Below are 25,069 nucleotides of genomic sequence, written 5' to 3'. Positions count from 1 at the left end.
GTCAGTGAGGGACTCATAATAGGGTGATGAAAGCTTTCAAATTAAACATGAGCAATTGAAGCAATTTCGATGAGTGCATCAGGTTTGACTAATCCTGTTTGAACACAATAACGAGCTGGTTCTGCATTCGGAAAATATTCGGCATATACTTCATTCATTGCAGCGTAGTTTGCCCAATCTGTCAGAAAAATATGATTGAAAGTAATGTCTGACATTGTTCCGCCAGCAGTTTCGATGACCTTCTTTATTGTTTCAAGGACATGGCGTGTCTGTGCTGCTACGTCTCCAACATGAACTACATTGTTGTTTTCATCAAAAGGCAAAGTGCCTGAAACATAGACAATGTTGTCTGCTTTAGTTGCTGGCGAATACGGTGCGAGTGGCTTACCTGAACCCACTGGAATAATGACTTCTTTTGACATGACTTATTTCCTAATTTTAGAATCTATAAATATTTATGCGCTTTCAGCGAGTGTTGGTTGACCTGCAAAACTACTGACAAAACTTTCTGTATCCGACACCCATCCAAAGAAGGTTTTTATGTTGTACATACTTGCGACATGGGCTTCTTTTGGCCCTGCTTGATGACAGGCATCGTCTAAAGCCACGCCAAAATATTCTAGAAAGAAGCCATCTCTGAGCGTCGATTCAACGCATACATTAGTCGCGATACCAACAAAAACCAAATTACGAATTCCACGCACTCTGAGCATGCTGTCTAGCGCTGTGTTAAAGAATCCACTATAACGAGGCTTTTCAATCACAATATCTTGAGGAGCTGGCACCAACTCATCAATCAACTCAAAATCCCAATCCCCTTTTGCTAACAATTTGCCTTGTAGCTCAGGACGCTTACGCATGGTCTTCAGTGCATTTGATTTATGAAAGTTTGGTGAATCAATACCACCTGCTTCACGATATTGATTATCCCAACCGTTTTTGAAATAGATCACTTGAATACCAGCATCATGTGCTGCAGAAACTGCCTTTTTAATATTTTCAACCACAGGTTTTGTCGTCGACACATCAAACCCAGCAAGATCTAAATAACCACCTTTTGACGTATACGCATTTTGCATATCAATCACGATTAATGCTGTTTGCTCAGGTGCAAGCACAATATTTTCCGGTTCGGCTTTGAGTTTTACACCCGTACCCGCTTGTGCAGTAAATCCAGCTTCAACGGTATTTTCAAAATGACTCATGCGATTTTCTCCAACACAGGTTCTGAACTCATTCCTTCAACCACAACATGTTCACGACATTTCATAAGCGGCTGAATCCGTTGTCCAAAACTTTCAACACCTTTAACAAAATCATCAAATGTCAGTAAAATGCCTTCAGTTCCTTTTACCTCGCTAATCTCATCTAGCATTTTTGCGATAGTTTCGTAAGAACCCACTAACGTCCCCATATTGATGTTGACTGGTGATACTGATGAAGCCATTTGACGAATATTAGTATCTGCACCAGATTTAGTATCTTTTCCGCCTTGATTCATTAACCAGTTGATCGCTTCAATATCAGCGCCATCGTTGTAATGTTGCCACTTCGCCATCGCTTCTTCGTCTGTTTCAGCAGCGATAATCATGAACAAAACGTAGGTTTGAATATCACGACCCGTAATATCTGTTTTTGCTTTTAAACGATCGTTGATTTCTGCATATGCTGTTGGTGTATTAAGCCCTTTACCAAAAACAAAATTGTAATCAGCGTGTTGAGCAGAAAATTCCAAACCTGTATCCGATTGACCAGCGCAGATAATTTTCATCTCTGCTTGCGGGCGTGGGCTAACTCGGCAATCATCCATTTGGAAATGGTCACCTTTAAAATCAGATTTACCTGTTGCCCATAATTCACGCAGAATTTGTACGTATTCAGATAAGTATTCGTAACGCTTTCCGAAATATTCATCACCGGGCCACATGCCCATTTGGGTATATTCTGGCGCTTGCCAACCTGTGACGACATTTAGGCCGAAACGACCATTCGAAATTGAATCAATCGTAGATGCCATGCGTGCAACTATGGCAGGCGGCATCACTAGCGTCGCAGCCGTTGCATAAATTTTTATTTTGCTGGTGACTGCAGCAAGACCCGCCATAAGCGTAAAAGTTTCTAAGTTGTGATCCCAAAACTCAGTTTTACCCCCAAAACCACGCAGCTTGATCATAGACAATGCAAAGTCAAAACCATAATGCTCTGCGCGTTGGACAATTTTTTTATTTAACTCAAAACTTGGTTTGTATTGAGGAGCATTTTCTGAGAGTAACCAGCCATTATTTCCGATCGGACAAAAGACACCAATTTTCATATCTAACACTCCTAATTTAACGATCAGTTAAATTTGATTTAGTAGGATTAAGCCTTAGAGCTTGTATTAGATATTTAGCAAATGATGTGCCAATTATTATTTTATTATATATTACAATAACTTAATAATTTTATATTTTACCTTATGATAAATTAATCATATAATCCCAATACCCATTACTCCTAAATAACGTCATAAAAAAGTGCACAAGATGTTCCAAAAAATACCATTTGGTAAAATAATTAAAAAAACCACGATCTCAATCGTGGTTTTTTATATGCAATTGAAAAGTTTCAAATGCTAGAGTGATCGAAGAAATTGAATAAGTGCCTGATTAGTGATATCTGGCTCAGTCACAGTAGAAGCATGTGCACCTACATCAAAAATTGAGCATTGTGCATGTACAAAATTTTTCTGAAGATCAAGAGTCTTATGTACTGGAACCAAGAAATCATCACGATTTGCAATCAAGTGAATTGGAGTTCGTTGAAGTGCGGTGATATGTTCATTTGTTATTTTAAATTCCTTTAAAGCCTTCAGACGTCTCAGTACATTCTCTTTTGGTGGAAAGTTTCGGAGTTGATTATTTTCTGCTTGTTGTATTTGATCGATATTAACAGAGATCCATACAGGTGGATAAAGAAATAATGCTTGAGCTCTAACATATGCCTCTGCACCAGCATTTTGTAATAACGATTCTCGAGCTTCAAAACATTTGAGCGTATGTGGATCTAGTGAGTCCCATGCATTAATACTGGTCAAACTCAACATTTCCAATTTTGTATTTTGAATTAAAACTGCTAACTCCGCTCCAATATGCCCACCTAAAGCATGACCGATAAAATGGAATTCATCGATCTTTAGATCCTCTAAAATCTGTATCACTTGTATTGCCATATCGGTCATTGAATAAGTTGGTGCTAGTAATGCAGCATCTGCATGACATCCTTGTTGATCATATGTAATGACATGAAAAAATCGAGTCAATATATCTAATTGAGGATGCCAAAAATGTCCATGCCCTCCTAACCCTGAAGAGAACAACACAAATTGAGCATCAGGATTAGCTTTGCAGTAAAAAACTTGATACGTCATAAATTTTACCTATCGATAAAAAATAACTACAACTCTGCAATTAACATGCCCAAGCTAATTCAATTAAAAATTTATTTCTAAAATGCTAAATTTATAATTCTAAAGATAAACAATAATTGTTATCACTTACAATAATTACATACACTCACACTTTCTTACTTTTATGAACAGTACAGAATTCGAACTACCAGGCGAGTTAACACTTGGGAATCAAGTAAAAAAAACTCGTAAGACTACTAAATCAGTTTCTATCAGTTATCGCCTGATGGTGCTCTATCGTTTTTTATTGGCGGGTATTGGAGGTTATTTGCTTGCATCCCTCTCTGCTATCGTGATTGCACAAACATTTAGCACATATCAATCTAGCGCAGCGATGTCAGCAACGCTCATTGCTTTCTGTTTACAGTGTACAGCGTTTATTTGGGTTTTTATGGTTCACAAAACCAGAAAAGCTACATTGGGCATCGTCTTACCTAGCCTTGCTTTATTTCTCATCTATAAAATCATGGGGAACTAATTCATGAGAAGTGATGCCAAAGCTGAAGGCCCACGCCAGTCTATGTCATGGTTACATACTTGGGCTAGTTTGATACTAGGATGGTTGCTGTATGCCATCTTTGTAACTGGTACTTTGAGTTTTTTCCAAGCAGAAATCAGTACATGGATGAAACCCGAGTATCACCAATCGATTCCAAGCCAAACTCAACTTGAGCAGACACAAGTGGCTCTGCAATATTTGCAGAATAATCATGCTGATGCAGGGAGCTGGGGAATTCAATTACCCAATGCTCGTCAAAATTACACCACACTGAATATCAGGAGTGTCGGAGAAGATCCCAATGCTCGTCGCGGTGGTGAACGTGTGACGATTGACAGTGCCACAGGTGAAGTATTAGAAGCACGTGAAACCCGTGGTGGTAGTTTTCTGTATCGTTTCCATTTTGAATTATACGGAATGCCACGTATATGGTCACGTTGGATTGTGGGCATAGCAACTATGTTTATGCTTGTTGCAATTATTAGTGGCATCATCACCCATAAGAAAATCTTTAAAGATTTCTTTACCTTTAGAACAGGTAAAGGACAGCGTTCTTGGTTAGACGCACATAATGCAACAGCTGTATTCGCACTTCCCTTTCATATCATGATCACTTTTAGTGGTTTACTTTTATTATTGTTTACCATCATGCCGTGGGGGGTACAGCAAATTTATGACAATCGTGGCGCCTTTCTACAAGACCAACGAAAATCCTTAATTCAAAATCCAGCAGAATCAGAAGGTCAGACTCGTACTGGTCAACCGCAAGGAAATGAGCGCTCAATGATGAATGCTCGTACAGAAATTGAGGCTCGTGGTACGCAGTCAGCATCAAATGAACATGCTAACAACATGGATGGTGAGAGAAAGAATCGAGGTGAAGGTCGACGTACTCGAAACCAAGATCGTAAAGCTGAACCTGCACCACTTACAGATATTGCCCCGATCCTCACTCAAGCTGAAGCGAAGTGGAAAAACAATCCGATTGGTTCGATCACGATTAAAGCACCAAATACATCTAAGGCGACCATTGAGTTACGTGCTTTACACGGCGCAAGTATCGCTCATCGTGGCGTATATGAAACTTTAGACTTCAATGGTGTGACAGGTCAAAACATTACAGATGATTCCGCTCAACTCAAAAATCCTTCTATTCCCAATAGCATTTACAATGTTGTCACTGTTCTACATGAAGCACGAGGAGTTGATTTAGCCTTACGTTGGATACTCTTTTTTTCTGGTATCGTTGGCACGCTAATGGTCGCAACAGGATTAATTTTATGGTGCGTCAAACGTGCACCTCAACAAGCGAAACAAGGTTATAAATCCTTTGGGTATCGTACGGTCGAGATTACCAACATCGCTGCGATTATCGGCTTACCAATTGCTTGTGCAGCTTATTTTTATGCAAACCGTTTTATCCCTGCCGATATGGAAATGCGTTTAAACTGGGAAATCCGTACATTCTTTATTGTGTGGCTCTTCACACTTGTTTATGCTGTTTTTCGCACCCATCGCCAAGCTTGGCTTGAATTACTGGGTCTCGCTACTCTGCTTTTCGCTTTACTTCCATTTGTAAACTTTATCACAGGTGGTCAACCTTTATGGCGTTCTATAGCTCACGGTCAATGGGTTATCGCTTCGTTCGATCTGGCGATGATAGTTTTAGCAGTGGTTTTTTATTTTGCACTTTACAAAGTTCAAAATCATCAAGGAACTCCATTAAAAAAGAGTCAAGTTTTACCTAAGGTAGAGGGGTAATCACCATGAGCTTTTTTCTCCTCATTTGGGCAGTTTGTACTTTAGGTTTTATAGGTTTAGCCAGTGCAATGCAAAAGCATCAAAAACAAATTTTTGGTCAAACATTGAGTATTAAACACCAGAAAATAGCCTCAATGGTTGGATGGGGATTCCTGTCGTTAGGGCTTATCCTCTGCATGAGCAAAGGACAAGTCAGTAATATGATGAGTTATTGGGTTGGTGTACTGACATTCGCTGCGCTTTTTGTTGCACTTTGTCTGACCTATTTTGAGTCACAAATAAAAAAAATCATTTTGGGCGTATCCTTTATTGGATTCATTAGCTTGATCTTCTCAATCATTTAATACTTTACTTGATAAAAACCGACCCATATTTCATTTCAATATGGGTCGGTTTTTTTCTTCTTAAATTAGCTTTAAACGTGAATCACGCTGAAGTTCTAGCAATTCAAACGTATAATCAACCTCATTTATTATGGCGATTAAGGATCGGTACGCATGGAACTTCGACATTTGAAATATTTCGTCTCAGTTGCCGAAGAACTTAATTTTACGCGTGCTGCAGAAAAACTCTTTATAGCGCAGCCCTCTTTAAGTCAGCAAATTAAAGATCTTGAAGCGGAGTTAGGTACATCCCTGCTGATTCGTAAAAGCAGAAGCTTATCGCTCACAGAGGAAGGAGAAACTTTTTTAAAAGATGCACGTCATATCTTGAAACTTGCTCAAGATGCCAAACACAAGATTCAAATCATGGCGAATACCAAGAGAAATAAATTAAATATTGGCTTTTTACCTGTGGCAGAAATGAAAATTTTTCCCTATGTCATGCCTATTATTCGTGTACAACAGCCTGATTTAGATATTCAATTTCATAGTTTGAGCTGTGTACATCAAATCCAAGCACTTCGTGATCAAAAAATTGATGTCGCATTCACTCGCCAATGTATCGATGATGAGCATATTACCTCTATCGAATTGTTCAGTGAGCCTCTGATCTTGCTGATTCCTCGTCATTCAGCCCATGCGCATTTAGACTGTATTTCAAAACAGGATTTAATTGCCCAAAAATTTATCATGAGCGAGGAAACTGCCTCACCGATCTTATTCCAAAAAATTCAAAACATTTTTGAAGCTCTAAATACATCTATTCAAGTTGCTCAATACTCGAGTAACATTTTAATGAATATTAATCTTGTAGCGATGCAAGTCGGTTGGACCATTGTTCCAAAATATGTTGAAAGCTTGCTCAGTGAAAATGTCTTAATTAAATCAACTGAAATCGATTTACCGAATATCAGCTTATATTTGAGTTTCAGAAAACAAGATCAAAGTAAGCATTTGCAAACTGTCAAAAATATTCTAAGCCAACACTTTCATTGTCATATTTTTTAAAAATTTGAACGCTATTTTAAAAATAAAAAACCTGCAAATTTGCAGGTTTTCTTTTAGATTAGTCTTAAACTTTTTGATTAAACGCCAAGTTTATCAAATAGTTTTTGGCTGAGCTCTTCGCTCGTCTGAGGAATACTTAAGCCCGCGACAAATTTATCTGGTCTTAAAAATGCCATCGAATATTGAGTGCGACCAAACCACGCACGAATCGCATGCTCTGTATCCCCAAGTGTCAATATTTCATCATCATGAGCATCAGTTTTCAATTGTTCAGGTGGAACGACTTTAATAAATTTCACACCCAAGGCTTTCCATTTTTGAATACTTGTTGGTGTGAGTCCCCAAGTCGGATCTACTCCCCAAGCAATAATAGCAAAGCCTTGACCAATAAAATCATCCAGTAATTTCACCTGACCTGTGCTATCTTGCATTTTAGGTTGAATAAACATTTTACCGATTGGTGATGTCTTATTGACCTGTCCAACCAAAATACCAGATTTATATTGGGGCATTGGCTTAAAGCGCATTTCCAACAAATATTGTTTAACTGGTTTAATGTAATTTAGAACATATGAAATAGCATCACGCGCAGTACCTTGCCATTTTTTAGGGGGAGCTAGCACATGGCCTGCTGTAACAGATAAATCAATCATCGCTTTGGCATGATCATGACGCTCTTCTTGATAAGAATCTAGAACTTTAGCATCTACTTTACCTTGTACGACCATAGCCAGTTTCCAAGATAAATTGAACGCATCACGCATTCCACTGTTATAACCCTGTCCCTGCCATACTGGCATAATGTGCGCTGCATCTCCCGCAAGTAAGATACGCCCTTCTTTAAATCTACTGGCAATACGTGCATTATGGGTATAAACACGATTTCGGATCACATCGATATTTTCAGTGTTTGGTAATACTTTGGATAAAAGTTTAGCCATGTTTTCAGGTTGGCTAAGTTGCTCTTGCGTCTCCCCTGGCATCACCATAAATTCAAAACGACGGATACCATGTGGTAAAGCCGCTGACACATATGGACGTACTGGATCGCAACATAAGTAAATATGTGGTGTCGCCAATGGATCGTTTGCAATATCGACAACAATCCATTGGTTTGGTGCAGTTTTACCTTCAAAAGGAATATTCAACATACGGCGAACGTAGCTATTACCACCATCACATGCCACTAGATACTTTGCAGTTATATATTCAATTGTTTTATCTTTATTTTGGATTTGAACTTCAACTTGATCTTCAGTCTGCTTAAAACTTTGAAGTTGACGAGAAAAAAGTACTTCCACATCATCAAAACGTTCTAAACCTTCCAATAATTCTGCATCAACATAAGGTTGTACGAATGCGTTACGACGAGGGAAACCAAACTCACGTGTTTTAGGTTGAATATCTGCAAAACAACGGCCTGAAGGCGTAAGAAAACGCATCGCATGATCGGGAGTGGTATGCGGCAATACTTTGTTGATCAAACCAATCGATTGCATTGTTCTTAGAGATTCATCATCAATACCAATTGCACGAGGATAATCAATCAATTGATCGAGCTGCTCAATCACTTTTACTTTTAAGCCCGCAAGGCCAAGGCCGTTCGCCATCGTTAAACCGACTGGGCCTGCACCAAGTACGATCACATCTGCTGAATAAGTGTTGGTCTGTGACATGGTCAATCTCCTCTAATATTCGCATTAGAGAGGATTTTCAGCATAGGAAAAAGTTATGCTAAGGTCTTATGAAATTTAAGAAATTGTCACTTTTACTTCAATTCCATCAAAAAACCTTAATTTATGTCGCTCATCTATAGCTTTTACCTATAGTTGAATTTGTAATTCATCTACAAAATATCTTAGTAAATAGGCTCGAACCATACTACTCAAGCTTTGAATCAGTTTTGCAGTATAATAAGGGAACAACTTTAATATTTTTTGCTTCGCTTTGAAGCCATGGAATCCCACTATGACGAAACGTGTTACCGTCCCGATTGCTCTCGAAAATCGTGCTCATGCAGGTAATGCCGCTGCTCAATTTGAACTTGCTGAACTTTATATGACGAGTGAACACGATGAAGACATTGCGCTTGCAGAAGAATGGGCTTTACGTGCTGGTCAATTGGGTCATGTCGAAGCGATGTACTGGTTAGGGGAAGGTTATACCCATTATGCAAAAGAAGTTTTAGAAGAAGATCCTGAAGATGCAAAACTAAACTTTGAGTACGGTTTTAACTGGCTCACGCAAGCAAGTAAACATCAACATGCTGCTGCGATTTTAGAGCTCGCAGGTTATTACCGTCGTGGTAATGTGGTCGAAAAAGATGTACAAAAATCTGTTGAATTGGTGATTCAAGCTGCTGAACTTGGTGATACTCAAGCAATGCGTGATTTATCTGCCATCTATGCACATGGTTTAGGTGTGGATGTAAACGAGGAAAAAGCTGATTATTGGCAGGAAAAAGCTCAATCAAGCACTTAAGATAAATCTCGTTTTTTGCCTCAAAAGCCTTCATGATTGAAGGCTTTTTATTGAACTACTTTAGATCTTGTTAAAACTTTAACATACCTTAAAATAGCAACCCACTTTAAGATAGTGACATACTTTTAGATATTAATTAACTTCAGCGATGATGGCTTGTCTACAGATCCCGTCTACTGCCCTTTGCTGTTCAAATACTTTTTTCGGCATTGCTTCAAAACTATCAAAAAAGCAAATTTCTTCTTCATTAATGTCATATACCAATGAATGATTACCAATGCCTTCTAAAGTATCGTAATACACGATCACGAATTTATTGGCTTCAAATGCGATTTGAATATCTTGATAGCTGATTGCGGGGGATATTTTTAGCGCAAGTTTTTCAGCTTCTAAATAACTTAGCTTTTCTTGCTCTTGAAGTGCATTGTCTTCATCTGTAGTAAATTCCACATCTAAGCCAAATTTTTTAAGTCCCACCGCTAGACCGATCGTGGTCGTTCCATCACCCTCTACATAACCGCACACTTCTTTAAGTTGTTCAATATCTGGGTCTAACCCAAGATGTTGAAAGAGCATCCATACGGCATAAATACCAGCATTGGCTTCTAGATTGGCGAGTTCTTCGGGAATTTCCATCAAAAATATATATTATTTATTGAGCTATCAATTATAACAAATAATCTTCTTCAAAATTTAAGAAATTAAATACAAAATTCAAGCTCACTCATCTAAAAGTTTCAAAAAGTCTGGACATTGTAAATGGTCATCGTATGGACATTTTTCAACGTGTGTCAAAATTAAGAGTAAGTTATTTAAAGTCTCAATTTTATCTTTGATTTCGTTTTTTGCTTCCCTAACTTGATCTCTTTTAATTTTAATTTTTTCATGATCAATTGCCATATTTTTAATTTGGCTCAGCGTCATACCACCATTTTGGAAGATCTTGATTAATGAGATATTCTGTATTGCTCGGGATGAATACTGTCTTCTAAGCCCTTTCCTTCCAATAGATCGAATAAGTCCTTTTGATTCATAAAACCTAATCGTGGCAGTTGAAGTATTTATCCGATCAGCTAGATCACCTATATCTATTTCCATTAATGCACCTTGACTTCAAGTTAGCTTTAAGTTGCACACTAGCATGACTTAAATTAGAGAGTCATCCTTTCATGAATATTTTAATTTACATTTTAGCCTTAGGCCTAAGCGCTACTTTAATTATGGATTTTTTAGGTTGGGCAAGAGCGATGATTTTTAAAATCCCCTCATTTAACTATGCTTATTTGGGTAGGTTTTTCTTTTTAGTTAAAAATAAAAAATACGTATACAGAAATATTACCGAAGCCCCTGTACACAAATTTGAATACATTACGGGTTGGGTATTTCATTATATAATCGGTATTTTTTTCGCTTTAATTTATACTTATATCGATAATTCACATACTACTTTGGAAGCTTTTATATCTTCTATTTTATTTGGACTTTCAACTGCTATTATCCCATTTTTGGTGATGCAACCTATTCTTGGATTTGGTTTCTTTGCGAGTAAAACGCCCAATCAATGGATCAGCATAAAAAATAGCTTAGTGGCACACTTAAACTTCGGAATTGGTTTATTTATAGCCCAAATTATTCAATCCTACATTTTCTCAACATCACACTAATGAAAGCTTGATAGATTGAATGATAAAAATTTTAAATTAAATTTCTAATACGTTGCCAAAATGAATAAATCAATCAAAGACAAAATTATTCGAATTTGTGATGAAAAAATCGATCGGAAGGGAGAATCTGTAGGTTTGTCATTTTATGCTTTCTTTTCAAATAAAAATAATGACCCCGATGCACTCATGGAAGTAGCTCATTGGTGGATCATGAAACATAAACTTGACCACTTTGAAAAAGCACAGAAAATAAAATCTCTAATATCATCGGAATTTGAAGTTGACGCGATTTAATTGAAATACTTTGAATCACCAATAACCAACTTAACATTGGAAATTCGCAAGTTTAGAAGTACAATACTCCGCTAGTCGAGGGATGCTGCGACGTTTTACAAGTATAAAATGTAAAAGCGCCAGGCTCGACGATCGGTTAGTCTTTTTCTAGACAGACCAACAACGGCATCCGCGAACATAATGATCAATTTTTGTTTTTTATAAGGAGATCGTGATGAACGCGGTTAATGCTTCATTTACAGATTATAAAGTTGCCGATATTTCACTTGCTGACTACGGCCGTAAAGAAATCAAACTTGCAGAAGCTGAAATGCCAGCCCTTATGGGTCTGCGTAAGCGCTACTCTGCGGCTAAACCACTTGCTGGTGCTAAAATTTTGGGTTGTATCCACATGACAATCCAAACAGCTGTTCTTATCGAAACTTTGGTAGAGCTTGGTGCTGAAGTTCGTTGGACATCTTGCAACATTTTCTCAACTCAAGACCACGCTGCTGCAGCTATTGCAGCTTCTGGTGTTCCAGTATTTGCTTGGAAAGGCGAAACTGAAGAAGAATATATGTGGTGTCTTGAACAACAAATTAATGTAAATGGTACGCCTTGGGATGCCAACATGATTTTGGACGACGGCGGTGACTTAACTGCGCTTGTTCATGAAAAATACCCAGAAGTACTCGCAAAAATCCACGGTATTACTGAAGAAACAACAACAGGTGTTCAACGTCTTCTCGAAATGTGGAAAGACGGTTCATTGAAAGTACCTGCGATCAACGTAAATGACTCAGTAACTAAATCTAAAAATGACAACAAATACGGTTGCCGTCACTCTCTAAACGATGCCATCAAACGTGCAACTGACATGCTGTTATCTGGTCGTCGTGCACTTGTAATTGGTTACGGTGATGTAGGTAAAGGTTCTGCGCAATCGCTTCGTCAAGAAGGCATGATCGTACGTGTTTCTGAAATCGATCCAATCTGTGCAATGCAAGCATGCATGGACGGTTATGAAGTAGTTTCTCCATACAAAAATGGCGTACAAACAGGTAAAAAAGAAGACGTTAACGCTGACCTTCTTCAAAATACTGACTTAATCGTAACAACGACTGGTAACTACCACGTTTGTGACGCTGCAATGCTTGATACATTAAAAGCAGGTGCAGTAGTTTGTAATATCGGTCACTTTGACACTGAAATCGATACCAACTACTTACGTGGTTATAAATGGGTTGAAGTGAAGCCACAAGTTCACCAAGTATATCGTTCAGAAAATGAAAATGATTACCTCATTCTTCTTTCTGAAGGTCGCTTAGTAAATCTTGGTAATGCAACTGGTCACCCATCACGCGTGATGGACGGTTCTTTTGCGAACCAAGTTTTAGGTCAAATGCACTTGTTCGCAGAGAAATTTGCTGATCTTCCTGAAGATCAAAAACAAGCAGCGATTCGTGTTGAACTTCTTCCTAAGAAATTAGATGAAGAAGTTGCTGCAGCAATGGTTGCAGGTTTCGGTGGTGTTCTGACTCAATTAACTCAAGAACAAGCGGACTACCTTGGGGTTGCTGTTGAAGGTCCATTCAAATCTGACGCTTATAAATACTAATCTTTGAACAAGCAGGCTGAACAGCCTGCTTTTCTTTGAATTCTATTTTGCTGAAATAAGTACAAAGGATTTGAACATGTCTAAACAGATTCCAATTTCTTTTGAGTTTTTCCCAACCAAAACTGATGCAGGTGCGGAAAAACTTAAGGTTGTTCACCAAGAACTGCAGTTGCTGAATCCAGAGTTTTTCTCTGTGACTTATGGTGCAGGTGGTTCTACACGTGAACGTACACTTTCGACTTTAGCTGATTTTAATGGCAAAGGCACGCCTGTTGCTCCTCACCTCTCTTGTATTGGTGATAGCAAAGAACGGATCGCTGAACTTTTAGATTTATACAAATCTCAAGGGATTGACCGTATAGTTGCACTACGTGGTGACTTACCTTCCGGTCAAGTTGGCTTAGGTGAATTACCGTATGCTCAGGATTTAGTACGCTTTATCCGTGAACATTCGGGTGACCACTTCCAGATTGAAGTTGCAGCTTACCCTGAAATGCACCCACAAGCAGATAGCTTTGATTTAGACATCAAACGCTTTTGTGAGAAAGCCAATGCAGGTGCAAATGCAGCCTTAACTCAATTCTTCTTTAATCCAGATGCGTATTTTTACTTTGTAGAGCGCATTCAAAAAGAAGGTGTGAATATTCCTGTGGCACCTGGCATTATGCCAATTACCAATGCAAGCAACTTAATTCGCTTTGCAGATGGTACCGGTGCCGAAATCCCTCGTTGGATTCGTAAGCAACTTGCGGCTTATGGTGATGACACTGCTTCAATTAAAGCCTTTGGTCATGAAGTGATTGTGAAGCTATGTGAACGCCTCATTGCTGGTGGTGCGCCAAGCTTACACTTTTATACGATGAACACCACTGATCCAACTCGTCAACTTGTAAAAGACCTCGGTCTAGCATAAGTCTCCTGACTTCTTTTATCGACAGCTTAGGTTCACCTTATTTGATGTAGGGACTGAAGATAAAAGAAGTTTTTATTTTACCGATTTTAGAGTAATGCAGATGCCTCGTTTTTTTATTGAAGCAGACCTTAATGTAAATACAACAGTTGAACTGACTGAAACTGTATTTCATCATTGGGTCAAAGTTTTACGTGCACAAGTCGGTGAAAAAGCGACCTTGTTTAATGGTCAAGGTGGCGAATATCAAGTTGAATTAACTGAAGCCAATAAAAAAACAGGCTCGGTTCTAGTTCAAGAATTTAACCCAACCAATCGCACACCAAACTTTAATGCCTTACTTGGTCAAGTAATGAGTAAAGGTGACCGCATGGATTATGCTATTCAAAAAGCGGTTGAGTTAGGCGTATCTGAAATTCAACTTCTCACCTCTGAACGTTGCGAAATGCGTTTAAAGTACGACCGTGATCAGAAAAAACTTGATCATTGGCAAGGTATAGCAATTGCAGCTTGCGAGCAGTGTGGAATGAATATTGTTCCAAAAATATTAGCTCCACTCCCTTTGGCACAATGGTTAAATAGCACACTCCCTGAAACGAAATTAGTCTTAGCCCCCAATAAAGATGAGGTCGATGTGTTAAATGATGCCTCCTCAAATATAGCGCTACTCATTGGTCCAGAAGGTGGATTAAGTGAAGCTGAAATCCAATCTGCAAATCAGCATGGATTTATCAATTGGTGTATTGGTGAACGTGTTTTACGTACAGAAACCGCACCAGTGGTTGCTTTATCGATCTTAAATTACAAATTTTAATAAATATTTTCTCAAAATTCCGTGATTTAACTCACAATAGAATTGATTTTCATCCAATTAGACAGTACTTTAATGAGAAAAGAGTTGTCGCGCTAAATTTATATTTTTTAAGTTCGTACTCAAAAATAATTCAAATAAAGTAGAAAGAAAATTAAGGTATTGCCAGTTATGAGTGAAGTTCAGGGAGAGCATGTTTCCAACTCTGTACTCGATAGCCAGATCAAAAGTGCGACTTCTAATTTGCATTTTTTTTTAGCGTGGGTGCTCTTTGCCTGTATCTATAATCAACTTATTTACTTCTTTTATTTCAAAAGCTTTTCAATACCTTATACCATTTGGCTCATTATATTTACCGCCATTCTTTTAATCTGTATTTGCTTTACCCTCTTTTTTAAAAAATCTAATCAAATTAGTATTTTTAACTTAGACATGTGGGCACAATTGGTTTGCTTAATTACTGGAGCTGGTCTAGCTATTGGTATTTATACCGTATTACAGCTTATCCCCGAACATAATCCAGAAGTCAAAGATATACATATGTTGACTTTAGCTGGGTTAATGTTATCTATTGTTTATACTTTTGCTATTGTATTTTTATCACAGCGTTTACGATACTTCCTTTATGTTTTTTTGCCTTCAGCTTCGGCCATAGTCCTTTCCAATTTCCTTTTTTTAGATAATACTCCTGATGTTTTTAGTTTAATCTTTAATATTTGGTTTGGTGTATTACTTATTTGTGCACTCCTTACCCATAAGATGTACCGCCGTCTTGGAATATTAAATAGTCACAATAAATTCTATCTATCTGAATCTAGAAAACATCTTATGGAGTCATCACTTCTCCAAGACAAGCTAAAAAATGAGATTGAAAAATCCAAAGAAATTGAAAGCCAATTACAAATGCATAATCAATTACTCGAACAAAAAGTAATTGAACGAACCTACGATATTAATAAGATCAACGATCGACTGCAGCACCATCAAGCTAATCTCGATTTTGCGCATGAAACTGCTGGAATTTCATCTTGGCTATGGAATATTGAGAAAAGAACCATTGAAATTTCAGGCATTAAATATGGTAATCAGGTTTTACACTACCAAAGTGCTACTGATCAAATTAACGATTTTATTCACCCAGAAGATCAAGAAAATTATCGTAAAGAGCTCCGTAGACATTTAAGAGGAAATACTGAACGTTTTGAAGCACATTATAGAACTAAAGTAAAAGATCAGTGGTTCTGGATTAAAGATATTGGTCGAGTTATTACACGTGATCCTAAAAATAATAAACCTCTTAAAATGGTGGGTATTTTCCAAGACATTGAAAGTGAAAAAAAAGCACAAGAAAAATTGAAATTAGCTTCGAATGTATTTAATCAAGTAGCCCAAGGGGTTTTCGTTTTAGACAATAACTTGTGTTTTTTAGAAGTTAATCCTTATTTTAGTGAATTGGTCAATATCCCACCGCAAGATATTATCTCAAAACACATCTTTGATATTACCAAATCTTCCACATCCCAACTCAGCCAACATCACGCCGATATAACTCAAACGGTGTTACTCACCGGACAATATGATGCTGAGGTCACTGAAGAATTTATTTCAGGAAAAATATTAACCTTGTGGCTGCATATCAATGCAGTTCGTGATGATAAAAATAGAATTTTAAATTATGTAGGCATCATTTCAGATTTGACTGAACGGAAACAAAATCTTGAAAGAATGGCCTACTTAGAGAATTACGATCTACTTACAGATTTACCTAACCGTGTTTATTTTAATTTACAGTTACACCAGTATCTAATTAGTAAATCTAAAATTCTGAGCCATTTTTCTATTATTCGTCTCAACATTGATCGATTTAGACATTTTAATGAGTTTATTAATCATCAAACTGGAGATGAAGTTCTCAAAGAAGTTTCCCGAAGACTGAAATATACCTGTTCTAAAGCTGTTCTGATTTCATATTTAAATAATGATGACTTTGCTATGATTTACAACTTAAATCATAGTCATTACACGATCCAACAAGTCGTCGATCAGATCCTTGAGGCCTTTGAAATACCCTTTATCATCGATGGGCAAGAACACATGATTCATGTCTCACTGGGTATCGCAATTTACCCCAATCATGGTAGACAAATTGGTAGCTTAAATAGTCACGCGGAAAGCGCTTTAACAGAAGCAAAAAAACTAGGGGGCAGCACAGCCTATTATTATGACAACAAGCCTGAATCCATTTTTGGCAGTGACATTGAGCTCGAAAGAGATTTACGACTTGCTATAAAAAATCAGGACTTAGAAATTTACTATCAACCTAAGATAGAAAGTAAAACGATGCAAGTGAGCGGCTTTGAAGCGTTAATCCGCTGGAATCATCCAAAGTACGGCATCATCATGCCAGATCGTTTTATACCTATTGCTGAAATGACTAGTCTGATCTCAGATATCGGAAAATTTGTTATTTTCCAGACATGTAAGCAACTTAAAATATGGCATGAATTAGGATTTGATAAGTTACAAATTTCTATTAATGTCGTGGCGCAACAGATCCATCGTGGGGAATTTCTCAATTTTATTGATCAAGCCGTGCTTAAATACTCACTCAAGCCGGAGTTTATAGAGTTTGAACTTACCGAGTCATCATTGTTAGATAAATCATCTCATGTTTTTGATTTGTTAGACCAAATTAAGGATAAAAATTTCTCAATTGCCTTAGATGACTTTGGAACAGGCTATTCTTCACTTGCATATCTTGCCGACTATCCTATTGATACACTCAAGATTGATCGCGCCTTTATTTCAAAGATTGGCACTCGTAAAAATAATGCTATTGTCGATGCAATTATTTCAATGGGTAAAACGATGGGGATGAAATTAGTTGCTGAAGGTGTTGAGGATATCGAGCAAATTGAATATTTAAAAAAACAAGGTTGTGATTATTTCCAAGGTTATTATTTTTCGAGACCATTAAATAGCGCTGATAGCACTCAATTTCTGCAAAATGAATATCAATTCTCAAAAATTAAATAAAGGCTAGACCAAAGTCCTAAATATGTATGAAATTTCGACTTTTAACTGTGATCAATGTGCAACTAGTGGTATATTCGAACCGATATAACCAAAAAACCAGCAAGGCTGGAACATTGTAATAACTGGGATTCAGATGGACGATCAATCTTTAAAACAGCAAGCACTCTATTACCACGAATTTCCAACGCCAGGAAAAATCAGCGTTACTCCGAGTAAGCAACTCGTCAACCAACATGATCTAGCATTAGCATATTCCCCAGGTGTTGCAGTGCCATGTTTGGAAATTGAAAAAGACCCTTCTAAAGCAGCGCTTTATACTGCACGTGGTAACTTAGTCGCAGTCGTCAGTAATGGTACTGCAGTACTCGGTTTGGGTAATATTGGTCCCCTCGCCTCTAAACCAGTGATGGAAGGTAAAGGCGTCCTTTTTAAAAAGTTTGCAGGCGTTGATGTTTTCGATATCGAAATTGCAGAAAACGATCCAGATAAAATCGTAGATATTGTTGCTGCTCTTGAACCGACTTTCGGCGGTATTAACCTCGAGGACATTAAAGCTCCAGAATGTTTCTATATTGAACAGAAACTTCGAGAGCGTATGAATATCCCAGTTTTTCATGATGATCAGCATGGAACATCAATTATTGTAGGTTCAGCGCTTTTAAATGCTTTGCAATTGAACGGCAAAAAAATTGAAGATATCAAGATCGTCGCTTCTGGAGCAGGTGCTGCGGCACTATCATGTCTAGATCTTCTTTGTGCGCTTGGTGCTAAAAAAGAAAATATCATTGTTGCTGACTCTCGTGGACTCTTAACAAAAAAACGTGAAGGTTTAGACGAGTCTAAAAAACGCTATGTTCAAGATATCGAAGGTTCTCAGATTGGCGACGTAATTGCTGGTGCAGATATGTTCCTTGGTCTATCAGCTGCGGGTATTTTGACTAAAGAAATGGTCAAAGTCATGGCGAAGGATCCAATTATCTTCGCGCTTGCTAATCCAGATCCTGAAATTCTGCCTGAACATGCACATGAAGTTCGTGATGATGTCATCATGGCGACGGGTCGTTCAGACTATCCGAACCAAGTGAATAATGCGCTTTGCTTCCCATATATCTTCCGTGGTGCACTTGATGTAGGTGCAACAACCATTAACGAAGAAATGAAGATTGCATGTGTACACGCAATTGCTCGTATGGCACATGTAGAAGCTGATGCTGCATCTTATGGTGAAAAATCTGCATCATTTGGACGTGATTACCTAATTCCACGCCCACTAGATCAACGCTTGATTCTTGAAATTGCGCCTGCTGTTGCAAAAGCTGCGATGGATTCTGGTGTAGCGACTCGTCCAATCCAAGATTTCTCCGTGTATCATCAGCGTCTTTCTGAGTTCGTTTACAACTCAGCATTTATGATGAAACCAATTTTTGCTCAAGCGAAAACTGATCCTAAACGTATTGCTTATGCGGAAGGTGAAGATCTTCGTGTTCTTCGTGCTGTTCAAATTGCAGTAGACGAAGGCCTGGCAAAACCGATCTTGGTGGGTCGTACTGCTGTGATCGAAGCGAATATTAAGAAATTAGGTTTACGTTTAGAAAATGGTGTGAATATCACTATCGTTGATCAAGAAACAAATCCTGATTACGAAAAGTTTGCTGATGATTACTATAATCTGATGATGCGTAAAGGGGTAACACCTGAGTATGCACAACGTGAATCACGTCGTCGTTCGACCCTGATTGCAGCGATGTTGGTACGCCACGGCTTAGCAGATGGTATGCTATGTGGTACGTATTCTAGCTACGATATTCATTTAGATTTCGTGAGTAATGTCATTGGTTTAAAAGAAGGTCATAACACTTTCTTTACCTTAAATGCGTTGATGCTCGAAGATCGTAACTTGTTCATTGCAGATACATACATCAATCGTAATCCTACGGCTGAACAGCTTGCTGAAATGACTATTTTAGCAGCAGAAGAAGTCCGTCGTTTCGGTATTACTCCACGTGTTGCATTGTTGTCGCACTCAAGTTTTGGTTCTGACCAGACTGATCCTAGCGCTCAAAAAATGCGTAAAGTGTATGAAATTCTTTCTGAAATCGCACCTGAACTTGAAGTTGAAGGTGAAATGCATGCAGATGCAGCGCTTGATGAAAATATCCGTAGCTTTGCATTCCCGAACTCGCGCTTCAAAGGTTCTGCGAATCTATTGATTATGCCGAATTTAGATGCTGCAAATATTTCATTCAACCTGTTGAAGTCAACTTCAGGAAATAATGTAACAATTGGTCCAATCTTATTAGGTGCGGCTAAGCCAGTTCATATCTTAACACCAACAGCAACTACGCGCCGTGTTGTGAATATGACTGCATTAACTGTTGCAGAAATTCAAGAAGAGGAAAAAAACGCGCTCTAATCCTTTATTTAGGGCACGTTTTGTGACTTGAGAAAACCTCTATTCTGATGCATGATGGTGCTAAGAATAGAGGTTTTTTATGCAAGTTTATTTAGTAGGCGGCGCAGTACGAGATCAGTTGCTCGGACACCCCTATCACGAAAAAGATTATGTCGTTGTCGGTGCAACACCAGAACAACTTTTAAACCAAGGGTTCCAACCTGTTGGTAAAGATTTTCCTGTATTTCTACATCCCGAAACTAAAGATGAATACGCCCTCGCTCGTACTGAGCGTAAATCTGGGCATGGTTATCATGGCTTTGAATTTTTTACCGATCCCTCGGTAACCCTTGAAGATGATTTAATTCGTCGTGATTTGACCATCAATGCAATGGCCATGAATGACGATGGTGAGTTGTTCGACCCTTATCATGGTTATCAAGATTTGAATCAACGCATTTTACGTCACGTTTCTGATGCATTTGCAGAGGATCCACTACGAGTATTGCGTGTTGCCCGTTTTGCAGCTCGCTATCATCAGTATGGTTTTAAAGTAGCTGAAGAAACCATAGCCTTAATGAAAAATTTGGCTGATTCTGGTGAATTGCAAGCACTTACACCTGAACGTGTTTGGAAAGAAACTTCTCGTGCTTTAATGGAACGTGATGCTGATATTTACTTCGAAGTCCTTCGTCAGTGTGATGCTCTCAAAATCCTCTTTCCAGAAATCGAAGCATTATTTGGTGTCCCACAACGTCCTGAATACCATCCTGAAATTGACTGTGGTATTCATACCTTGATGTCATTACAACAAGCTTGTAAAGCAGACTATTCGATGGATGTACGCTTCGCGGTATTAGTGCATGATCTGGGTAAAGCACTCACGCCTAAAGATGAGTTACCTCGCCATATCATGCATGAGGAACGTGGTGTTCAGCCCGTGACTGATTTATGTGAACGTCTTAAAGTTCCGACCCAAACCAAACAATTGGCAATTGCGGTGTGCAAAGAACATCTTAAATGCCATCAGGCGTTTACATTAAAACCAGGAACACTATGGCGTCTATTACAACGTTTAGATGTATTACGCCGTCCTGAACGTGTTGAGGCTTTTGTACAAGCATGTGAATGTGATGCCAAAGGTCGCTTAGGTCTCGAAGACCGTGAATATCCTCAAGCAAAATATGTATTAGATGCGGTACAGATTGTTCGTTCAATTAAAGCATCTGATTTACCGCCTGAGATCAAAGGCCCTGATATTGGTGAAATGCTGATACAAAAAAGAATCGAGGCTTTGGCAACGCACCGAGAAAAACATCAATCCTTGGTAAACGCATAATATTTACCTCCTGAAACTCAGGAGGTAATCGTATTTTAAAAGAATGATTGTTGAAAATATTTAAAAGAATCAATCATTGGTTTAATGATTGAAGCCACTAATAGTAGCGCCATACTGTAATTGAAAATTTTTAGATGCTGTGGCGTACGCACCAAAGTTTGTAATTTTTCTCCGAGTATTCCCCAAGCTCCCGTGCATGGAATACAGACTAACCCAAACACAACACCCAAAATGATATACCAATAAAATTCACTGCCTGCAGCTAAATAAGTCGTCACCGCGCCCATTGCCATAATCCAAGCTTTTGGATTGACCCATTGAAATAATGCAGCTTGCAAAAAAGTAATGGGTTTCGCTTGAGTTTTATCTAATTCAACTGAGCCTGATTGAGCAATCTTAATAGCTAAATAGATTAAATAAGCAATACCGATCAACTTTAGAATTTCGTAAACCAATTGATTTTGACTCAGTAATGTACCAATTCCTAAACCGACCAAAATCACCATGACCCCAAAACCGATCGCTACACCTAAAATGTGTCCATAAGTCGCACGGAGTCCAAAGTTCACTCCTGAGGTTGCGACCATCAAATTGTTAGGTCCAGGTGTTATGGATGTCACAATTGTATAAATTACAAAAGATAAAAATATAGAAAAAGACATATAGTCGCCTATGATTATTGTTTTAAATCTTCACGTTGAAAAAATGAATTAAATCCAAAATTAAAAGATAAAATATTAAATTTATCTAAACAAAATACATGAAAGATTAAATTATTTAAACATAGTTCAATTCATACTTATAAATCATTTTTCAATAGCCATGACAATACTGATTAAACCTGTAAATTTAAACCATGATGTTGCAGCGATCGCTGAATTGACTTCCCAACTCGGCTATCCAACTCAAACAGAAGTTATGAAAGAACGTTTGATGAGGTTACAAGCCCAGGAGCGTTATACAACCCTAGTATTTATCGATCATGGACAAGTTGTCGCATATATTGGTTTTGTTGAAGAAATATCATGTGAATGTGCTGATCCGTATTTTCGCATTCTAGTACTCATTGTAGATCAGGCGCATCGCGATAAAGGGATTGGTCAAAAACTGTTGGCTCACGTTGAACATATAGCCAGTCAACAAGGTATTCAAAAAATTGTGGTCAGTAGTGGTAATCGTGCTGAACGATTACCTGCACATCAGTTTTATTTAAATCACGGTTTTAAAACGTATAGCACGACATTTGTCAAAATATTAGCTCCTCAAGATCGTCCTTTATCCTGAGGATAAAAAATCTTATGAGCGATCAGCAGGAAATGTAATCACTTGCTCTAATTTCATTTTCTCTGTTGCCACCATCAGTAAACGATCGATTCCTAATGCGATACCTGAGCATTCTGGCATTTTAGGCAATGCGGCTAAGAGATTTTCATCTATTGGCATAACATCTAAGCCTAATTTTTCGCGTTCAGCATTATCAGCTTCAAAACGGGAACGCAATACATCTGCATCAATCAACTCATCATAAGCATTTGCTAACTCTAAGCCCTCAATGTAAAGCTCAAAACGTGCTGCAACCAATTCCCCATCTTCATCAACTCGAGTTTTTGCAAGAGAAGCAAGTTCTGGTGGAAAATCCGTTAAAAATACAGGTGTATCAAAACCTAAGCTCGGTTCCACCATATGCGAAAATAACAGGTCGATATATCCTAGACGATCATCACCCAGATCTAGATTTAACCCAACACGATTACAACAATCCTTTAATTCCTCTAATGTGGATTTAAGTGGATTAAAATCTAAGCGATCTATAAATGCATGTTTATAACTTAAAATCGTAGGTCGCACTTCGCCAAAACGATGTGCCAAAGTGACATTGAGTAAATCTGTAACTTCAAACATCAAGTCTTTGAGACTAAAATCAGGTCTATACCACTCAAGCATGGTAAATTCACTGTTATGTTTACGGCCATGTTCATCATCACGAAAAACTTTACAGATTTGATAAATTGGCCCTACTCCTGCTGCCAACAGTCGTTTCATGGCAAATTCTGGTGAAGTTTGAAGATAGTGCTTTTTCAAATGACCATGTACATGACGGCTTGCCTCAACTGACGCCAAGTGGACATCAGTTACTCCAGCATGAGATAAAATTGGAGTTTCAACTTCCAAAACATCACGTTCTAAAAAAAATTGGCGAATCTGTTGATACATCCTCGCTCTGGCTTTCATGGCAGCAAAATCGCAAGTTGGTAGATAGCTCAGAGAGTCAGTCATGCCTGAGGGCCTCCATGAGCAGCCCATTCACGGCGTAATGGATATGTTTTGCGTAATTGATCAAATGAGGCTTGATCTACTTTCCCATCTTTGAGGCATGCTCTTAAGTTCTGATCATCTCTAAAGATATCGTAGATATGGTTTAATTGAGTTTTCAGCGTGTGCTTGAGATCACTATTGTTAAAATATTGTTCACATGTAGGCAATTGGGTTTCGAACTGTTTTGAAGGTTTATGGCCGAAATGCTGACAGAAAGCATCATAAATCATCTGGGTACCACGCGCTTTACCCTCAAGACTATACCCCGCAATATGCGGTGTCACCAATTGCACAAGATCCAGTAACTCTTCCGTAATGACTGGTTCATGCTCAAAGACATCTAGTACAACTTTACGACCTGTTGCTCGAATATCTGCAATCAAAGCTTGTTCTTCAATGACTGACCCACGGGCAGAATTAATTAAAATTGTAGATGGTTTAAGCTTTTTTAAGGTCTCAGCATTAAACATATGTCGGGTTGCATGCATCCCTGAAGTGGTTAATGGCGCATGGATAGAAATTGCATCTGCTTTTGAAAAAACTTCATCTAAAGTGACTTGCTGAATATTTTCTCTTTGTACAAAAGGATCAACCCCGATGACGTTCCATCCCAATAATTTCGCCATATGTGCGAGTCGTGAACCGACATTACCCAGCCCAATAATGGCTAAAGTGAAATCTTGTTCAGCATCTAGAAGATGAGGATTTAGAGCTAATAACGCAGTAATAACATATTCAGAAACAGCTTGGGCATTACATCCTGCAGCATTTGACCAATGAATATTTTGTTGTTCAATTGCTGGAATGTCCAAATGATCTGTGCCGATCGTTGCACTACCCACAAAGGTTAATGCAGTATTTTGAATGAGCGCAGAATTCACTTTCGTCACAGAACGTACTAATAAGGCTTCAGCATCGACCACATCTTCATGCTTTAAGGTACGACCAGCTTTATTATCAATATCGCCAAATTCTGAAAAGAAATAATCTGTGAATGCGAGATTTTCATCTGCAACGATTTTCATGAGCCTACCCATCAAGATTTTAGCATTATGATAACGCTTCTGGGAGGGTTAGGCTATGTGGCTCGCAGCTTGAGCGACTGACTACCAACCACATAGCACCATTCC

The 25,069-nt window shown here is 38.3% G+C and carries 24 protein-coding genes; 14 read left to right on the top strand and 10 right to left on the bottom strand.

Going from position 1 to position 25,069, the window contains the following annotated elements:
• Window positions 1–41: 41 nt before the first annotated feature.
• The 4 genes from rutC to rutD form a co-directional block, all read right to left on the bottom strand.
• A complete protein-coding gene (gene rutC, locus AC1M9A_RS00680) occupies window positions 42–422 on the bottom strand; it encodes a pyrimidine utilization protein C (RefSeq protein WP_035265663.1) in 381 nt (126 codons plus the stop codon).
• A gap of 33 nt (window positions 423–455) precedes the next feature.
• Complete coding sequence (rutB, locus tag AC1M9A_RS00675; RefSeq protein WP_481609408.1) at window positions 456–1,205, bottom strand: pyrimidine utilization protein B; 750 nt, start codon at window positions 1,203–1,205, stop codon at window positions 456–458.
• Window positions 1,202–2,314, bottom strand: a complete 1,113-nt coding sequence (rutA, locus tag AC1M9A_RS00670; RefSeq protein ID WP_481609407.1) for a pyrimidine utilization protein A — start codon at window positions 2,312–2,314, stop codon at window positions 1,202–1,204. The genes rutB and rutA overlap by 4 nt, the downstream gene beginning before the upstream one ends.
• Window positions 2,315–2,614: 300 nt before the next feature.
• Window positions 2,615–3,409 (bottom strand): pyrimidine utilization protein D, encoded by a 795-nt coding sequence (gene rutD, locus AC1M9A_RS00665; protein WP_481609406.1) that lies wholly within the window; start codon window positions 3,407–3,409, stop codon window positions 2,615–2,617.
• Window positions 3,410–3,572: 163 nt separating this feature from the next.
• Between rutD and AC1M9A_RS00660 the strand changes: the two genes are divergently transcribed.
• The 4 genes from AC1M9A_RS00660 (at window position 3,573) to AC1M9A_RS00645 (ending at window position 7,099) form a co-directional block, all read left to right on the top strand.
• On the top strand, window positions 3,573–3,926 hold the full coding sequence (locus tag AC1M9A_RS00660; RefSeq protein ID WP_481609405.1) for a hypothetical protein: 354 nt from the start codon (window positions 3,573–3,575) through the stop codon (window positions 3,924–3,926).
• Between the two features lie 3 nt (window positions 3,927–3,929).
• A complete protein-coding gene (locus tag AC1M9A_RS00655; protein ID WP_481609404.1) occupies window positions 3,930–5,708 on the top strand; it encodes a PepSY-associated TM helix domain-containing protein in 1,779 nt (592 codons plus the stop codon).
• 5 nt (window positions 5,709–5,713) lie between these two features.
• Entirely contained in the window at window positions 5,714–6,052 is a 339-nt protein-coding gene (locus AC1M9A_RS00650; RefSeq protein WP_092766011.1) for a DUF3325 domain-containing protein, read from the top strand.
• 153 nt (window positions 6,053–6,205) lie between these two features.
• On the top strand, window positions 6,206–7,099 hold the full coding sequence (locus tag AC1M9A_RS00645; protein ID WP_481609403.1) for a LysR substrate-binding domain-containing protein: 894 nt from the start codon (window positions 6,206–6,208) through the stop codon (window positions 7,097–7,099).
• 77 nt (window positions 7,100–7,176) lie between these two features.
• On the opposite strand, the gene AC1M9A_RS00640 is transcribed toward AC1M9A_RS00645, so the two are convergent.
• A complete protein-coding gene (locus AC1M9A_RS00640; protein ID WP_481595599.1) occupies window positions 7,177–8,775 on the bottom strand; it encodes a bifunctional 3-(3-hydroxy-phenyl)propionate/3-hydroxycinnamic acid hydroxylase in 1,599 nt (532 codons plus the stop codon).
• A 292-nt stretch (window positions 8,776–9,067) separates the two neighbouring features.
• Here AC1M9A_RS00640 and AC1M9A_RS00635 point away from each other — a divergent pair, with 292 nt between their 5' ends.
• Complete coding sequence (locus AC1M9A_RS00635; protein WP_481609402.1) at window positions 9,068–9,580, top strand: tetratricopeptide repeat protein; 513 nt, start codon at window positions 9,068–9,070, stop codon at window positions 9,578–9,580.
• 132 nt (window positions 9,581–9,712) lie between these two features.
• Here the strand turns inward: AC1M9A_RS00635 and AC1M9A_RS00630 are convergent, their stop codons facing one another.
• Both AC1M9A_RS00630 and AC1M9A_RS00625 read right to left on the bottom strand, forming a co-directional pair.
• Window positions 9,713–10,216 carry a cysteine peptidase family C39 domain-containing protein gene (locus tag AC1M9A_RS00630; RefSeq protein WP_481609401.1) on the bottom strand — a complete coding sequence of 168 codons (504 nt, stop codon included), beginning with the start codon at window positions 10,214–10,216 and terminating at the stop codon, window positions 9,713–9,715.
• 84 nt (window positions 10,217–10,300) lie between these two features.
• A complete protein-coding gene (locus AC1M9A_RS00625; protein WP_481609400.1) occupies window positions 10,301–10,678 on the bottom strand; it encodes a MerR family transcriptional regulator in 378 nt (125 codons plus the stop codon).
• Window positions 10,679–10,749: 71 nt separating this feature from the next.
• Between AC1M9A_RS00625 and AC1M9A_RS00620 the strand changes: the two genes are divergently transcribed.
• The 8 genes from AC1M9A_RS00620 to AC1M9A_RS00585 all read left to right on the top strand — a co-directional run bounded on the left by AC1M9A_RS00620 (window position 10,750) and on the right by AC1M9A_RS00585 (window position 21,623).
• A complete protein-coding gene (locus AC1M9A_RS00620; protein WP_481589729.1) occupies window positions 10,750–11,244 on the top strand; it encodes a DUF2938 family protein in 495 nt (164 codons plus the stop codon).
• Window positions 11,245–11,304: 60 nt separating this feature from the next.
• Window positions 11,305–11,538 carry a DUF6500 family protein gene (locus tag AC1M9A_RS00615; RefSeq protein WP_481609399.1) on the top strand — a complete coding sequence of 78 codons (234 nt, stop codon included), beginning with the start codon at window positions 11,305–11,307 and terminating at the stop codon, window positions 11,536–11,538.
• A gap of 214 nt (window positions 11,539–11,752) precedes the next feature.
• Window positions 11,753–13,135, top strand: a complete 1,383-nt coding sequence (ahcY, locus tag AC1M9A_RS00610) for an adenosylhomocysteinase (RefSeq protein WP_481588499.1) — start codon at window positions 11,753–11,755, stop codon at window positions 13,133–13,135.
• Window positions 13,136–13,211: 76 nt separating this feature from the next.
• Window positions 13,212–14,048 carry a methylenetetrahydrofolate reductase [NAD(P)H] gene (gene metF / locus AC1M9A_RS00605; protein WP_035266512.1) on the top strand — a complete coding sequence of 279 codons (837 nt, stop codon included), beginning with the start codon at window positions 13,212–13,214 and terminating at the stop codon, window positions 14,046–14,048.
• Between the two features lie 100 nt (window positions 14,049–14,148).
• Window positions 14,149–14,859: a 16S rRNA (uracil(1498)-N(3))-methyltransferase gene (locus tag AC1M9A_RS00600; RefSeq protein ID WP_481609398.1), complete on the top strand. Its 711-nt coding sequence runs from the start codon at window positions 14,149–14,151 to the stop codon at window positions 14,857–14,859.
• Between the two features lie 168 nt (window positions 14,860–15,027).
• Window positions 15,028–17,892, top strand: a complete 2,865-nt coding sequence (locus tag AC1M9A_RS00595) for an EAL domain-containing protein (protein WP_481609397.1) — start codon at window positions 15,028–15,030, stop codon at window positions 17,890–17,892.
• A gap of 133 nt (window positions 17,893–18,025) precedes the next feature.
• The gene (locus tag AC1M9A_RS00590) at window positions 18,026–20,305 is read left to right on the top strand and encodes an NADP-dependent malic enzyme (protein ID WP_481591306.1); all 2,280 of its coding nucleotides are present in this window, start codon (window positions 18,026–18,028) and stop codon (window positions 20,303–20,305) included.
• A 79-nt stretch (window positions 20,306–20,384) separates the two neighbouring features.
• Complete coding sequence (locus AC1M9A_RS00585; RefSeq protein ID WP_481609396.1) at window positions 20,385–21,623, top strand: multifunctional CCA addition/repair protein; 1,239 nt, start codon at window positions 20,385–20,387, stop codon at window positions 21,621–21,623.
• Between the two features lie 35 nt (window positions 21,624–21,658).
• Here the strand turns inward: AC1M9A_RS00585 and AC1M9A_RS00580 are convergent, their stop codons facing one another.
• Window positions 21,659–22,285 (bottom strand): LysE family translocator, encoded by a 627-nt coding sequence (locus AC1M9A_RS00580; RefSeq protein ID WP_481589723.1) that lies wholly within the window; start codon window positions 22,283–22,285, stop codon window positions 21,659–21,661.
• 160 nt (window positions 22,286–22,445) lie between these two features.
• On the opposite strand from AC1M9A_RS00580, the gene AC1M9A_RS00575 reads away from it, so the two are divergent.
• Window positions 22,446–22,907, top strand: coding sequence for a GNAT family N-acetyltransferase (locus tag AC1M9A_RS00575; RefSeq protein ID WP_481609395.1), 462 nt, complete (start codon window positions 22,446–22,448; stop codon window positions 22,905–22,907).
• A gap of 12 nt (window positions 22,908–22,919) precedes the next feature.
• Here the strand turns inward: AC1M9A_RS00575 and epmA are convergent, their stop codons facing one another.
• Window positions 22,920–23,900, bottom strand: coding sequence for an EF-P lysine aminoacylase EpmA (epmA, locus tag AC1M9A_RS00570; protein ID WP_481588506.1), 981 nt, complete (start codon window positions 23,898–23,900; stop codon window positions 22,920–22,922).
• Window positions 23,897–24,964, bottom strand: coding sequence for a 4-phosphoerythronate dehydrogenase (locus AC1M9A_RS00565; protein ID WP_481589721.1), 1,068 nt, complete (start codon window positions 24,962–24,964; stop codon window positions 23,897–23,899). Before AC1M9A_RS00565 ends, epmA begins: the two co-directional genes overlap by 4 nt.
• Window positions 24,965–25,069 lie beyond the last annotated feature (105 nt).

Source organism: Acinetobacter sp. ANC_7634 (assembly GCF_056779875.1).
Note: the sequence above shows the minus strand (reverse complement) of the source record. Positions and strands in the feature narration are given on the sequence as shown.